This is a genomic window from Pseudomonas sp. GL-B-12, from assembly GCF_019955895.1.
In the GTDB taxonomy this organism is placed as follows: Bacteria; Pseudomonadota; Gammaproteobacteria; order Pseudomonadales; family Pseudomonadaceae; genus Aquipseudomonas.
Window position 1 is genome coordinate 73,527 of the sequence record NZ_JAHBCX010000008.1, and the last position, 12,541, is coordinate 86,067.

14 protein-coding genes are annotated in these 12,541 nt (G+C 55.6%); 7 read left to right on the forward strand and 7 right to left on the reverse strand.

Translation table 11 applies throughout. The features are described 5' to 3' along the window. Window positions 1–1,170, reverse strand: coding sequence for a mandelate racemase/muconate lactonizing enzyme family protein (locus tag KGA85_RS04920; RefSeq protein WP_159389631.1), 1,170 nt, complete (start codon window positions 1,168–1,170; stop codon window positions 1–3). A gap of 99 nt (window positions 1,171–1,269) precedes the next feature. On the opposite strand from KGA85_RS04920, the gene KGA85_RS04925 reads away from it, so the two are divergent. After that, complete coding sequence (locus KGA85_RS04925) at window positions 1,270–2,148, forward strand: LysR family transcriptional regulator (protein WP_159389630.1); 879 nt, start codon at window positions 1,270–1,272, stop codon at window positions 2,146–2,148. Window positions 2,149–2,171: 23 nt separating this feature from the next. Here KGA85_RS04925 and KGA85_RS04930 read toward each other — a convergent pair whose 3' ends face one another. Continuing rightward, window positions 2,172–2,762, reverse strand: a complete 591-nt coding sequence (locus tag KGA85_RS04930) for a TetR/AcrR family transcriptional regulator (RefSeq protein ID WP_223542953.1) — start codon at window positions 2,760–2,762, stop codon at window positions 2,172–2,174. Between the two features lie 167 nt (window positions 2,763–2,929). Between KGA85_RS04930 and KGA85_RS04935 the strand changes: the two genes are divergently transcribed. The 4 genes from KGA85_RS04935 to KGA85_RS04950 all read left to right on the forward strand — a co-directional run bounded on the left by KGA85_RS04935 (window position 2,930) and on the right by KGA85_RS04950 (window position 6,903). Next, window positions 2,930–4,030 (forward strand): alkene reductase, encoded by a 1,101-nt coding sequence (locus KGA85_RS04935; protein ID WP_223542954.1) that lies wholly within the window; start codon window positions 2,930–2,932, stop codon window positions 4,028–4,030. Window positions 4,031–4,104: 74 nt separating this feature from the next. Beyond that, window positions 4,105–4,893 (forward strand): SDR family NAD(P)-dependent oxidoreductase, encoded by a 789-nt coding sequence (locus tag KGA85_RS04940; RefSeq protein ID WP_223542955.1) that lies wholly within the window; start codon window positions 4,105–4,107, stop codon window positions 4,891–4,893. Window positions 4,894–4,989: 96 nt separating this feature from the next. Next, entirely contained in the window at window positions 4,990–5,859 is an 870-nt protein-coding gene (locus KGA85_RS04945) for an alpha/beta fold hydrolase (protein WP_223455714.1), read from the forward strand. Between the two features lie 45 nt (window positions 5,860–5,904). Continuing rightward, a complete protein-coding gene (locus KGA85_RS04950; RefSeq protein ID WP_223455713.1) occupies window positions 5,905–6,903 on the forward strand; it encodes an NADP-dependent oxidoreductase in 999 nt (332 codons plus the stop codon). Window positions 6,904–7,112: 209 nt separating this feature from the next. On the opposite strand, the gene KGA85_RS04955 is transcribed toward KGA85_RS04950, so the two are convergent. The 5 genes from KGA85_RS04955 to KGA85_RS04975 form a co-directional block, all read right to left on the reverse strand. Further along, complete coding sequence (locus KGA85_RS04955; protein ID WP_223455712.1) at window positions 7,113–7,655, reverse strand: DinB family protein; 543 nt, start codon at window positions 7,653–7,655, stop codon at window positions 7,113–7,115. Between the two features lie 239 nt (window positions 7,656–7,894). Next, the gene (locus KGA85_RS04960; protein WP_223455711.1) at window positions 7,895–8,644 is read right to left on the reverse strand and encodes a hydroxypyruvate isomerase family protein; all 750 of its coding nucleotides are present in this window, start codon (window positions 8,642–8,644) and stop codon (window positions 7,895–7,897) included. Between the two features lie 327 nt (window positions 8,645–8,971). Beyond that, complete coding sequence (locus tag KGA85_RS04965; RefSeq protein WP_223455710.1) at window positions 8,972–9,172, reverse strand: hypothetical protein; 201 nt, start codon at window positions 9,170–9,172, stop codon at window positions 8,972–8,974. Between the two features lie 83 nt (window positions 9,173–9,255). Next, the gene (locus KGA85_RS04970) at window positions 9,256–9,714 is read right to left on the reverse strand and encodes a metallophosphoesterase family protein (RefSeq protein ID WP_223455709.1); all 459 of its coding nucleotides are present in this window, start codon (window positions 9,712–9,714) and stop codon (window positions 9,256–9,258) included. Window positions 9,715–9,988: 274 nt separating this feature from the next. Then, on the reverse strand, window positions 9,989–10,891 hold the full coding sequence (locus tag KGA85_RS04975) for a LysR family transcriptional regulator (protein WP_223455708.1): 903 nt from the start codon (window positions 10,889–10,891) through the stop codon (window positions 9,989–9,991). Between the two features lie 116 nt (window positions 10,892–11,007). On the opposite strand from KGA85_RS04975, the gene KGA85_RS04980 reads away from it, so the two are divergent. Further along, window positions 11,008–11,427 carry a nuclear transport factor 2 family protein gene (locus KGA85_RS04980; RefSeq protein WP_159389643.1) on the forward strand — a complete coding sequence of 140 codons (420 nt, stop codon included), beginning with the start codon at window positions 11,008–11,010 and terminating at the stop codon, window positions 11,425–11,427. 3 nt (window positions 11,428–11,430) lie between these two features. Next, complete coding sequence (locus KGA85_RS04985) at window positions 11,431–12,498, forward strand: SDR family oxidoreductase (protein WP_223455707.1); 1,068 nt, start codon at window positions 11,431–11,433, stop codon at window positions 12,496–12,498. Window positions 12,499–12,541: the final 43 nt, after the last annotated feature.

A 12,541-nucleotide genomic window follows, 5' to 3' on the forward strand; every position in this document is an offset into this window, starting at 1 on the left:
TCAGCCTTCGCCCAGCTCGCGCATTACTGCGTACAAGGCGGACTTGGCTTCGAAGCCGACACCTGGAATATCCGGCAGACCGACATAGCCGTTTTCCACACGAATCCCGTCAGCGAACCCGCCGAAAGGCTGGAACACGTCCGGGTACGATTCGTTACCGCCCAGGTGCAGACCCGCTGCGATGTTCAGGGACATCTGGTGACCACCATGCGGAACTACACGGCGGGAAGACCAACCCATTTCTTCCATCACCTTCAGGGTGCGCATGTACTCCACGAGCCCGTAGGACAGAGCACAGTCGAACTGTAGGTAGTCGCGATCAGGGCGCATACCGCCGTGGCGCAGAAGGTTACGGGCATCCTGGTGGGAGAACAGGTTTTCCCCGGTAGCCATTGGCAGTTCATAGTGATTTGCAAGCTCAGCCTGCAGCGCGTAGTCCAGCGGATCGCCAATCTCTTCGTACCAAAAGAGGTTGTACTTTTTGATGGCCTCCGCGTATGCAATACCTGTCTTCAGATCGAAGCGGCCATTGGCATCGACCGCCAGTCGACGACCGTCCCCTACCACTTCAAGTACCGCCTCGATACGACGGATATCTTCGTCCAGTGATACTGCACCAATCTTCATCTTGACGACGTCGTAGCCACGATCCAGATAGCTCTGCATTTCTGCCTTGAGCTTGGTTTGATCTTTGCCAGGGTAGTAGTAGCCGCCCGCTGCGTAGACCCACACCTTGTCATCTGCCACGCCGTCACGATAACGGTCGGCCAGCAGGCGATACAGAGGCTTGCCTTCAATCTTGGCAACGGCATCCCATACAGCCATGTCAATGGTACCCACTGCGACTGAACGTTCACCGTGACCACCTGGCTTTTCGTTAGTCATCAGAGTCTTCCAGATGGCAAACGGATCCAGGTTGTTGTTCTCGTGGTCGATGAGAGTATCTGGATCAGCTTCCGTGATACGCGCCAGGAAGCGATCACGCATCAGTGCACCTTGACCGTAGCGACCGTTGGAGTTGAAGCCGTAGCCGATTACTGGTTTACCATCGCGAATCACATCCGTGACGACAGCGACAACCGAGCAGGTCATTTTGGAAAAATCGATATAGGCGTTGGCAATTGGGGAGGCAATAGAAACAGTTTTTTCACGGATGTCTACGATACGCATGACGGGCTCCTCTTGTTGTTGGTGGCCCCACGTTATGCTTTGCGATGACACCCGCCCAATGCTATTAATGCCGAGCCCTATGCACAGGAGGCATGGCCCTTGGAACTCGTTTGGCTAGAAGATTTTTCAGCGTTGGCAGAGTACGGCAGCTTTGTTCGTGCCGCTGAAGCGCGCCACGTTACTCAGCCGGCATTCAGTCGCAGAGTCCGCTCACTGGAAAATTGGATGGGTGTTGAACTGTTCGTTCGCACGCCACAAGGTGCAACGCTGACCGAGGCTGGGAAGCAGATTTTGCCAAGTGCCCAGGAGACTGCCAGGCGCTTGTACCGAATGCGCAGCGAAGCCCAGGAAGTGGCGGGAATGGCTGCCAAGACTCTGCAATTCGCTGCAACCCATTCGCTGTCGTTCACTTTCTTCCCGAGATGGTTAAGAAGCACGGAAAACGGCGCTCCCATTGAGGCTGTGCGGCTGCATTCCGACAGCATGGCGGTCTGCGAGCAGATGCTGATTCAGGGCCAGGTGCAGTTCCTGCTTTGTCATCGTCACCCGGATGTTCCACCGCTGTTGACCCCTGATCAGTTCATAGGCAAAAAGGTTGGCGAAGATGTTCTCGTTCCATTGGCGAGCGCTTCTGCCAACTTTGAAAGTTCGCCCGCATCGTTGCCGTACTTGGCGTATACCCAAGAGTCCGGGTTGGGACGCATCGTGGCTCACCGGCTTAATGGAAAGGAAGATTTCCTTCACCTCAAGCCATTATTCAGTAGTCACCTCGCTGCGGTACTGATGTCCATGGCCCTGGAAAACAAAGGTGTGGCCTGGCTACCAAGGAGCCTAACCGAACAGGAAGTCACCGACGGACGTCTTGTACGAGCTCTTGATGAAAGCTGGGATATCCCCTTGGAAATTCACCTCACGCGTCCAACGGCTCCTATCAGCCAATCCGCTGAAGAATTTTGGGCGAAGTTGAGAGACTGCTGAATATCGTTCACGGAAGATGGTGCCTACTTTCCGGGGCAATGCTGAGCCAACGGCAATGAAGCAATTATCTCAGCGTGGCAAACCTCGAGTATTTCATCAGCCAGAGAAGAATCATCTGGGCAGGCGCGTGACAACATGACCGCACCGATTGCATGCGCCAACATGTCGATCATTTTTGCCCGTACCCCATCCTGCGGCGCGTCTTGCCTCGCGTTGTACTTTTCTTCGAGCGCTGCCAGCGTGCTTTCTACCCCGCTGGCAAAGGTGGCTTTCAACTCATCTGATTGACGCGCAGCGTCTCCACAAAGGGCCGCCATGGTGCAACCGCTGCCCCTGCCGTCTCGGTGATCCCTCGACACATACAGATCGATGAACTCAGCAACGTCGAGACCTTCGGAACTGGTCAGCGAATGCGAAAGACTGTTCGCTGCCGCTTCAGCCATCAGATCAGCCTTGGAGCCGAAGTGCTTGTAGAAACCGCCTTGCGTAAATCCGGCTGCTGCCATGAGTTCAGCCACCCCCACGCCATCGTAGCCACGCTCGCGAAACAGCTCTGAAGCCGTCTCAACGATGTGAGCTCGATTGGCGAGTGATTGCGCCTTGGTGATCTTCATTTCCTGCGCCTCTGCATCTCAAAGCAATGCCCTCATCATACTCTGATGTCGATCATAATCAAAAGCATTGACAGTTTTGAGTGTGATCGACATCATAAATGCGCCAACGCGAATCTTCCCTGGCACGGCGCATGTCGCCCTCATTAATCCACGAGTATGGAAACGATATGAACGATAAGACGTTATTTGAGCCGTACACGCTCGGCTCGCTGACACTTTCCAACAGAATCGTGATGGCTCCGCTGACGCGTAACCGTGCGGGAGAAGGCTTCGTCCCGAGCGAGTTCGCTGCAACCTATTACAGCCAGAGAGCCTCTACAGGCCTGTTGATCTCCGAAGCCTCGCAGATCTCGCAGCAGGGACAGGGCTACCAGGATACGCCCGGTATCTACACCCAGGCGCAGGTTGATGGCTGGCGCAAGGTCACCGATGCCGTCCACGCAAAAGGCGGACGAATTTTCCTGCAGCTGTGGCATGTCGGACGCGTATCGCACGTTGACCTGCAGGAGAACGGTGCCGCTCCGGTAGCACCCTCCGCTCTCCGTCCCGCGACCAAGGTGTTCGTCAACAATAGCTTCGTGGACGTTTCAGAGCCGCGAGCGCTTGATATCAGCGAGCTTCCCGGGATCGTCAATGATTTTCGCCAAGCGGCGGCAAATGCCATCGCGGCGGGATTCGATGGCGTAGAGATCCATGGCGCAAACGGCTATTTGCTGGATCAGTTCGTCAAAGACGGTGCCAATATCCGCACCGATGCCTACGGTGGCTCGATTGAAAATCGCGCTCGTCTACTGCTGGAAGTGACGGCGGCGGTAGTAGCCGAGGTCGGTGCAGAACGCACAGGCATCCGTATATCGCCAGTTTCGCCAGCCAATGGTGTCTCCAGCAGCGAACCGCAGGCCCAGTTTGACTACATTGTCGACCAACTCGATGCCTTGGGCATTGTGTACCTCCATGTGGTCGAAGGCGCGACTGGTGGGCCGCGCGATATTGCGCCCTTCGACTTTGGTTCTTTGCGCCAACGCTTCAAAAACACTTACATCGCGAACAATGGCTACGACGTGAATTTGGCCACCTCTCAACTCAACGATGACAAGGCCGACATGATCGCCTTTGGACGTCCCTTCATAGGTAACCCGGACTTGGTGGAGCGCCTTAAAACCGCTGCCTCTTTGTCGGCATTCGATCCTGCGACCCTGTATGGCGGCGGTGCAGAAGGCTACATCGACTACCCAACCCTTGCTGAATCCAGTACCCGGCACGGCTAAAAATCACGTCTGCGCACGTCCTCCGGACACCACGCATGACTCGCCTATCGATATCCGAAACTGAGGAACAATTCATGAGTATCCCTACCACTGTTCTCATTACCGGCGCCTCCACTGGCATCGGCGCTACCTATGCCGAGCGCTTTGCACAGCGCGGGCACGACCTCGTACTGGTTGCCCGCGACAAAGGGCGGCTGGATGCTCTTGCAGCCCGGCTGCGTGAGAAACACAACATCACCATTGATGTTCTCCAGGCTGACCTGACCCAAATCAGCGATTTGACCACGGTCGAGGCTCGCCTGCGCGACGACGCCAGTATTGGCATCCTGGTGAACAATGCAGGCGCCGCACAATCCGGCAGCTTTATCGAACAATCCACCGACAGCGTTGCTCAGTTGGTTACGCTCAACACTACCGCACTGGTACGGCTTGCCAGCGCCATCGCCCCACGCCTGGCACAAGCCGGGGACGGAGCGATTATCAACATAGGCTCGGTCGTTGGCCTGGCACCGGAGTTCGGGATGACGGTCTACGGCGCGACCAAGGCTTTTGTGCTGTTTCTTTCTCAAGGTATGAGCCTGGAGCTGTCGCCCAAAGGCGTCTACGTGCAAGCCGTTCTGCCGGCAGCCACTCGTACCGAAATCTGGGAGCGAGCGGGCATCGACATCAATACCCTCAGTGACGTCATGGAAGTGGGTGATCTGGTCGACGCCGCGCTGGTCGGTTTCGATCGTCGCGAGCCTGTGACCATTCCCCCCTTGCAGGACGCCGCCTGCTGGGATGCCTTGCAGGCAGCACGTCAAGGCCTGCTGTCGCAGATTCGGCAATCCGATGTTGCCGAGCGCTATCAAGCCGAGGCGTGATCATCGTGTAGCAGGCGCTGGTGCGCAGCTTTCGATGTAAAGCGCCTGCAACATGGCGTCTCACTTGCCACTTTCGATCCGCAGCACGGGGCAAACATGCACATTCAAGACACAAAACCTCATCCCGGATCGCGCACGCCGTTCGTCAATGCAGCGACCCAATCGATCAAGGTTGATGGAGCGGCGTTCGTTTACCGTGATATAGGCCCCAAGGACGGGTTGCCGCTGGTTTTGTTGAATCATTGGGGCGCAGTCCTGGACAACTTCGACCCACGGATCATCGATGGGCTCGCAAGCACCAGGCGCATCATCGCCACTAACTATCGGGGCATCGGCACATCAGGTGGCACCGCCCCTGCGACGGTCAGCGAAATGGCAAACGATGCCATCGCTGTGATTCGTGCGTTGGGGTTCGAAAAGGTCGACCTGCTGGGTTTTTCACTCGGAGGATTCGTGGCCCAGGAAATTGCCCTGAGCGCCCCTGACCTGGTGCGCAGACTGATTCTGACCGGTACCGGGCCTGCTGGCGGCACCGGCATCGACAAGGTCTGGTCAGTTTCATGGCCATTGATGCTTAAAGGTTTGCTGACGTTGCGCGATCCGAAGACCTACCTATTCTTCACCTCGACGGTCAATGGCCGGCGAGCCGCCAAGGATTTTCTGAATCGCCTGAAGGAGCGCAGGAAAGATCGCGACAAAAATCCAACGCCAACCGCTTTTTTGCGGCAGTTGAAAGCCATTCACGCATGGGGCAGGCAGCCCCCGCAGAACCTCAGTCGCATACAGATACCGACGCTGATCGCCAACGGTGACCACGACATCATGGTGCCCACGGTGAACTCTACTGACTTGGCGAACCGGATCCCGAATTCTCAACTGATCATTTACGAAGACGCAGGGCATGGCGGAATTTTCCAACATCATGCCGACTTCGTGGCGAAAGCAACGGCATTCCTGGATGCCTGAGGATGCTCCGTCATTCCCATTTGAAACTACGAGAGTTGAATCAACATGAAGGCATTTCTAATCGACCGTTACGGCAAGAATAATGGCCGTGTAGCCGAGGTGCCCGTACCTGAGGTGGGTGCCCATGACGTCCTGGTTCAAGTGCATGCCACAAGCGTCAACGTGCTTGATTCAAAGATCAGTACAGGCGAATTCAAACTGATCTTGCCGTACTCATTCCCGTTGATATTGGGCAATGACCTGGCTGGGGTCGTGGTCAGCGTTGGATCCGGTGTGCGGCGCTTCAAACCAGGTGACGAAGTCTACGCACGCCCTCCTCAGGAGCGCATAGGCACATTCGCCGAGCTGATTGCGGTGCACGAAGACGCACTCGCGTTGAAACCTAAAAACATCAGCATGGAAGAGGCCGCATCCCTCCCGCTGGTTGCACTGACGGCATGGCAAGTGCTGGTTGAAACCGCCAGGCTGAAAAAAGGACAAAAGGTGTTTATTCACGCCGGCTCGGGTGGTGTCGGCAGCATCGCCATCCAGCTTGCCAAGCATCTGGGTGCCTTCGTCGCGACCACCACCAGCACAAACAATGTGGGTTGGGTCAAGGCACTGGGAGCGGACATTGTCATCGACTACAAGAAGCACAACTTCGAAACCGTTTTGCAAGACTACGACGTCGTATTGAACAGCTTGGGCGCGGATGAGCTAGAAAAGTCGCTCACCATTCTGAAGCCTGGGGGGCAGCTCATTTCCATCTCCGGGCCGCCGACGCCACAGTTCGCTGAAGAGCAAAAACTGTTTTGGGGATTGGGTTTGGTGATGCGTATTTTGAGCAGCGGCATCCGCAGAAAAGCGCGCAAAAAAGAAGTCAGCTATGCATTCGTCTTTATGCGTGCCAGTGGTGCTCAACTGGGTGAAATCACTGCTCTCATCGAGTCCGGCATCATTAAGCCGGTGATCGACACAACCTTCCCTTTCGAATCGACAGTCGAGGCGTTGAGCTATGTCGAACAAGGAAGATCAAAAGGCAAGGTCATCATTAAAATTAAATAACTACCCGCCACCACTCGATGACCAGATTTCGGATTGAGGAGCATGTCTTGGCATTCCGATGATATGTATGTCAGCGGCGAACTCGGGGCGATTCAGTGCGAAGGTGTTCGTCATGGATTAAGCCAGGGCAATAGCCATGCAATCAGTGCGATCCGAATCGAATTGCCCTCTTTGGCTGTGAATTCTCAATACTGGTATCCAGCTTTTCTTCATACGCTGGATCGGGATGGGATGAGGACGACTAAATCTGTATCACCTATGTCGACACCGGCCTGTGAAAGCAGCGTAGTAACCTGGCCACGGTGATGGGTCTGATGGTTGAAGAAATGCATCACCAGGCCGTAAAAATCCTTGTCGGACACTACACCCTTCAAGCTGGCGTAATGGAGGGTGTGGTCTAGATCGGACTCTGTAATAGAGTTAGCCCATTCGACAATTATCTGATCAAGCCACTCTCGATATACTGAGAGTTCTCGAATAGTAGAGAACAACGCTTGGTCAAGGTTTTTCGGATCAGCAAGTCGCCTCACCGGCTCCAATGCCGAGTGGTTCGCTGGATGTTTGGCGAATCGCTTTAGCCACACAGTGTCTCCGGCTGCCACGTGGTTTAGCGTCCCGAGAATCGACCTGAAGTACGCTTTTCTATCAGCTGAGAGCTCATCATCGGACAAGCACCTGGCCGCTCCATAGATCTTTACGTTCATCCATTTGTTATAGGTCGCCATCAGGCAGATATGGCCGGTACGGCTCATGTGCTCATCCTTTGAGTGGGTATTTGAAAAGCGCTCCACGCTCATCGCAAAACCCAGTCTATTGCCGGGCATTCAAGAAGTATTTTCCCATAATCAGAGCCACGACTAGCACTGGATCAATAGCCGTCAGTACGGACCATCGAATCGCGGGCCTCAACGATCGATGGGTATCGGCCATCAAGCGCCTTTCAAAATTCTCCACCTGAGGAGTGCATCAGGGTAACTCGTGCCCGCAAGTGCTAAGTCCTTAGCTGCTTAATCCAGTCAAGGCTCGCAACGGTAGAGCGAGAAGGACGGTATTCACACCCGATCCATCCTGGGTAGCCACGCTGCTCCAGCGCCGTGAACAAGGCAGCAAAGTTGATGCTCCCCGTTCCCGGTTCGTGACGACCCGGACAGTCAGCAATTTGCACATGGACGGTTCGGTCATAAAATCGAGCCAGAACATCTGCTGCGTCTCCGGTCAAAAGCTGGGCATGGTAAAGATCGAGAATCAGCCCAACACTCGGGAAGGTCTCCAGCACCTGTTGCGCCCTGCTGAAGTCAGACATGTAATAGCCCGGCATCTCCTTCGAACTGATCACTTCGATAAGGGGCCGCAACCCCTGATCTTCGAAGTACTTGACTGCATACTCCAGGTTGCTCCCGAAGATAAGCGCAGCCTCTTCCTGCGTCGTAATTCCAGACATGATGTGGACATCCGAACAAGCCAGCACCTTTGCATAACTGGCGGCCTGGACCAGGCCAGCGCGAAACTCTTCTTCCTTGCCTTGCAGGGCAGCAATGCCTTTGGTGACACCCGCCGGTGCGGCGAACTGAATCAGAGGAAGAGCGTATTGAGCCAAGTGGTCGGCCAGGAGACTGGCGTCGAATTCATAGGGCGACGGAAACTCCACCGCCCGAAATCCAGCGGCAGCGGCGGCTTCGATGCGTTGAAGAAAAGGCAACTCATTGAATTGAAAACCGAGATGAGCATTGAACTTGAGCATTGAGTATACATCCATCCTGGGAAGAAACGAAAAGCCTGGAGCATCCTTTGTAGCGCCAACACTACACTATCGGAAGTGGTCCATACAGACAGACCAGAGCGAGCCTGTGCTTACCCTGCGGCGCTCATCATTGAAAACTGGGCAAAACAAATCAGATCGCAGGCTTCGACTGACTGGCTACCGTGTAACGTCGTGTGCCCACCGGCGGCCAGTGGAAAACGGGGGCTTATCGCTGTACTTCACTGCCCATGGCCTGCAGTTCGTTTTTATCGAAGAGCCGAGTTTTGGCCAGGCTATCAATTTGTCCGTTTACCCCAAGTTCCTGAGTCAATCATTGTTGACCTGGAGTTCATGCAGAAGAAATCCAAGTGATTCTGGGGCGGCGTGATAACTTTTTCCCGAGCGTTGTTCATCCCACGACATGGAATCATCGGTGCAGAAATCTCCAACACACTCCATGCGCAGCTCGACATCGAGAAGTCCAAGCGGTATCCAGAAGTAAGGCGTCTCGCGAAGAGCATTAGGCATGGTCGAGCCACATCGTGAGCAAAAGTCATTTCTGTACCCGCTGGGTTTGCGCCAACTAGTGATCGATTGTAGCCCCTCGCTCTTCACTCCAATAAGTGGATCAGTAGAGGTTCAATTGAGGTTGGCGTTATCTCAAGCAGAGCCAGCGTCACTGGCAACTTAAAGCGTCGCCGTCCCGCGCTACCTGGATTGAGAAATAGCTGTTCCCCACGCCATTCTATCCGTGGCTTGTGGGAGTGGCCGGTGATCACCAGCTTTATGCCTGTATCTAGTTCGACTGGGACATCGGCAATGTCATGTACCAACAGCGCCTGCCATCCGTTGACGTCGAAGCGTAGAAGATCAGGGAAATTGGCTGCCCACGGAGCGTCTTGATCATTGTTCCCACGCACCACGTGTAATGGCGCTATAGATGCCAATAGATCAAGAATCTCGGGGCTACCAATGTCGCCGGCGTGAATGATCTGCTCGCATCCCTCCAGGGCAGCAAGGGCTTCGGGGCGGAGCAAACCGTGAGTATCGGAAATCACGCCGACTTTCATGCAATTCACCAGAGCAAGCTCAGTAAGCTGACCACAGTGTAATGAGACAATTACCTGCGATGCGCGAGGTCTTCTCTACGGGCAGCAATCGGCCAGAAATAGTCACTCGCTAATTGGCCCGGCGTAAAGCGCAGGGCATGTTTATTAGTGCCATCCAGCTTTTGATGCTGCTCATCCTCGAAACAGGTTGGATAAATTGCGTCTTCCTTCGAATTGCCATACATGCCCGAGCACGGTGGCCCATACGCTGTAGAGATCGTTATTGTTCCGATACTCACGGGTCGCCCCCTAAGAGGTAACCTTCGACATTTTCTATGGATAGGGCTTCGAGCAGCACCTGCTCCAGGATGGCAAAAAAACATTTGATGTGGGCCTGCTTTAATGCCTGTGGCCGGGTCACCAGATAGACCTCCATATCTGGAAGGTGGAGATCCGGGAACAACCCGATCAGATCCTTCGCCAATATACGGGGCAGTACAGCCACCCCCATACCTCGCCTCACCGATTCGAGCTGCACGGCGAACGAGTTCACGCTGATCTGCGCGCGGTCCAGACCACCGGCCTTTACCGCACGCATTTGCGGCAACATGTCCAGCGGGGGAAGCAAGGCAATATTGACCGCAGTGGCCGGGGTCACCCCCGGAAACCGCTTCAGATAACCTGCATCAGCGAAGACACCGTAGGCGAGCCGGCCTATTGGTCGATAAATCAGCGACGGCTCACCCAGATGAGCTGTACGTACCGCAATGTCTGCCACGCCGCGGACGATCTTGTGAAAGTCGGCTGTTACCATCAGCTCCACCGAGCAACGCGGGTGCAGAGAAGTGAAGCGACTCGCGGCCTCCAGCACACAAGACGAGAACCCCTCTCCTGCACTGACCAGGACACTGCCAGATAGCTCTGTGTGCAGCTCGGATATGCCAGCAGCGGTTTGACGCCTCAAGCCAGCTTCCGCAGCCAGGGCAACTTCCACGAGGGATTGGCCCCGCGAGGTCAACCAGCATCCTTCAACGCCGCGCTCGACGAGTGGCTCGCCCAGTGCGACCTCAAGTTGGGTCAGGCGGCGGGACACGGTAGACGCCGCGATACCCAGCAACTGGCCAGCTTGAAGGAAGCTGCCACGCCGCGAGACTGCCAACAGCAGACGAAGATCGTCCCAATTTGCTTGCAACGCCATGCGTCCTGTCCTCCCTGGTCTGCATATGTGCAAATCCATTATGCAGTAGTCGCTGTTTTTCGGCAGAGGCCTCAAAGGTATATCTACAGGCCCTCGAAACGAATGGAATGGATTGTATGACTACTGGCCCCAACGACTATGCGGAGCGCGCCTCAAGAGCCTTCAATCGCCGTGATGTGGAGGCGATGCTTGCGTTGGTTTGCGAAGACTTCATCTACCTCGATGGTATGGGGATTCAAACCGGTCGCGAATCCATGCGCAAACGAGAGACTGCGCTGTTCGAAGCGTTCCCTGATGCCCAAGTGACCTTCACCCCATTCATGGTCGCTGACGATCTTTTGGCGCTGACTGCCTTACTGACCGGCACCTTCGCCGCACCCTTGGTGCTGCCAGGCCGGGTGATTCCACCCCATGGACGCCATATTACCGTGCACTACGCCGCACACTTCACCTTCAGAAACGGGCTGGCCATCCGTGAAGAGGCCTTCTTCGACAGTGCGGTGTTGATGCCGTTAGCCGAACAGGGTGAGGGTTGAGCCATGCGTAGCGCATTTGTTACTGGAGCAACCGGCTTGCTGGGCAACAACCTGGTGCGTGAATTGGTCGCTCGTGGCTACACGGTCAAAGGCCTGGTCCGCTCAAGAGCCAAAGGTGAACAGCAGTTCAACAATCTGCCGGGGGTGGAGCTGGTCGTTGGTGACATGGCCGATGTCGACGGATTCGCAGCATCGCTGCAAGGCTGCGATACGGTGTTTCACACCGCGGCGTTCTTTCGCGATAACTACAAGGGCGGCAGCCACTGGAAAGAACTTGAAAAGATCAATGTGTCTGGTACGCGGCGCCTGCTTAACCAGGCCTACCGCGCCGGTATACGACGGTTCGTCCATACGTCTTCCATTGCTGTGCTCGACGGCGCACCTGGTATGTCCATCGATGAGACATGTCTGCGGGCCGACGCCGACGCGGATGACTATTACCGCAGCAAGATCCTCGCCGACCGTGTCATCTTGTCGTTCCTGGAAGCACATCCCGAGATGCATGCCTGCATGGTCCTGCCCGGTTGGATGTGGGGTCCTGCCGACATTGGCCCGACCTCCTCCGGACAATTGGTCAACGATGTCGTGAACGGCAAGTTGCCCGGGCTGATCCCTGGCACCTTCTCCGTTGTCGATGCCCGTGATGTGGCAGGGGCGCTGATTGCTGCCGCCAAACAGGGCCGACGAGGTGAGCGCTATCTCGCGGCGGGCCGGCATATGACGATGCGTCAGCTGGTCCCTGTTCTAGGACGTATCGCTGGCGTCAAGACACCCGTTCGACAACTACCGCTGCCCTTTCTATACACCTTGGCGACTGTGCAGGAGATCTATGCGCGCCTGACCGGCAAGCCCATTCTGTTGAGCATGGCCACGTTGCGCCTGTTGATACGAGAGGAGTACCGCACCTGCTTCAACCACCGCAAGAGTGAACAGGAGCTTGGCCTGAGTTTCCGGGCGCTAGAGCTGACAATCACTGACACCGTGGCGTGGTACCGCGATCACGGCTGGTTTGAAAAGCACAGTGCGCGCGCCTCGAAGAAAAAAAGCTCATCGGTCATGGTCGACAACTGACTTTCGCAGACGGGATTACCGTCTAGTCCCAAAGCCGATAATC

Excerpts from the sequence above, each read along its gene's own strand:
- KGA85_RS04920 (WP_159389631.1), bottom strand. The coding sequence starts at position 1,170 with ATGCGTATCGTAGACATCCGTGAAAAAACTGTTTCTATTGCCTCCCCA.
- KGA85_RS04930 (WP_223542953.1), bottom strand. The coding sequence starts at position 2,762 with ATGAAGATCACCAAGGCGCAATCACTCGCCAATCGAGCTCACATCGTT.
- KGA85_RS04935 (WP_223542954.1), top strand. The coding sequence starts at position 2,930 with ATGAACGATAAGACGTTATTTGAGCCGTACACGCTCGGCTCGCTGACA.
- KGA85_RS04940 (WP_223542955.1), top strand. The coding sequence starts at position 4,105 with ATGAGTATCCCTACCACTGTTCTCATTACCGGCGCCTCCACTGGCATC.
- KGA85_RS04945 (WP_223455714.1), top strand. The coding sequence starts at position 4,990 with ATGCACATTCAAGACACAAAACCTCATCCCGGATCGCGCACGCCGTTC.
- KGA85_RS04950 (WP_223455713.1), top strand. The coding sequence starts at position 5,905 with ATGAAGGCATTTCTAATCGACCGTTACGGCAAGAATAATGGCCGTGTA.
- KGA85_RS04955 (WP_223455712.1), bottom strand. The coding sequence starts at position 7,655 with ATGAGCCGTACCGGCCATATCTGCCTGATGGCGACCTATAACAAATGG.
- KGA85_RS04960 (WP_223455711.1), bottom strand. The coding sequence starts at position 8,644 with ATGCTCAAGTTCAATGCTCATCTCGGTTTTCAATTCAATGAGTTGCCT.
- KGA85_RS04965 (WP_223455710.1), bottom strand. The coding sequence starts at position 9,172 with ATGCCTAATGCTCTTCGCGAGACGCCTTACTTCTGGATACCGCTTGGA.
- KGA85_RS04970 (WP_223455709.1), bottom strand. The coding sequence starts at position 9,714 with ATGAAAGTCGGCGTGATTTCCGATACTCACGGTTTGCTCCGCCCCGAA.
- KGA85_RS04975 (WP_223455708.1), bottom strand. The coding sequence starts at position 10,891 with ATGGCGTTGCAAGCAAATTGGGACGATCTTCGTCTGCTGTTGGCAGTC.
- KGA85_RS04980 (WP_159389643.1), top strand. The coding sequence starts at position 11,008 with ATGACTACTGGCCCCAACGACTATGCGGAGCGCGCCTCAAGAGCCTTC.
- KGA85_RS04985 (WP_223455707.1), top strand. The coding sequence starts at position 11,431 with ATGCGTAGCGCATTTGTTACTGGAGCAACCGGCTTGCTGGGCAACAAC.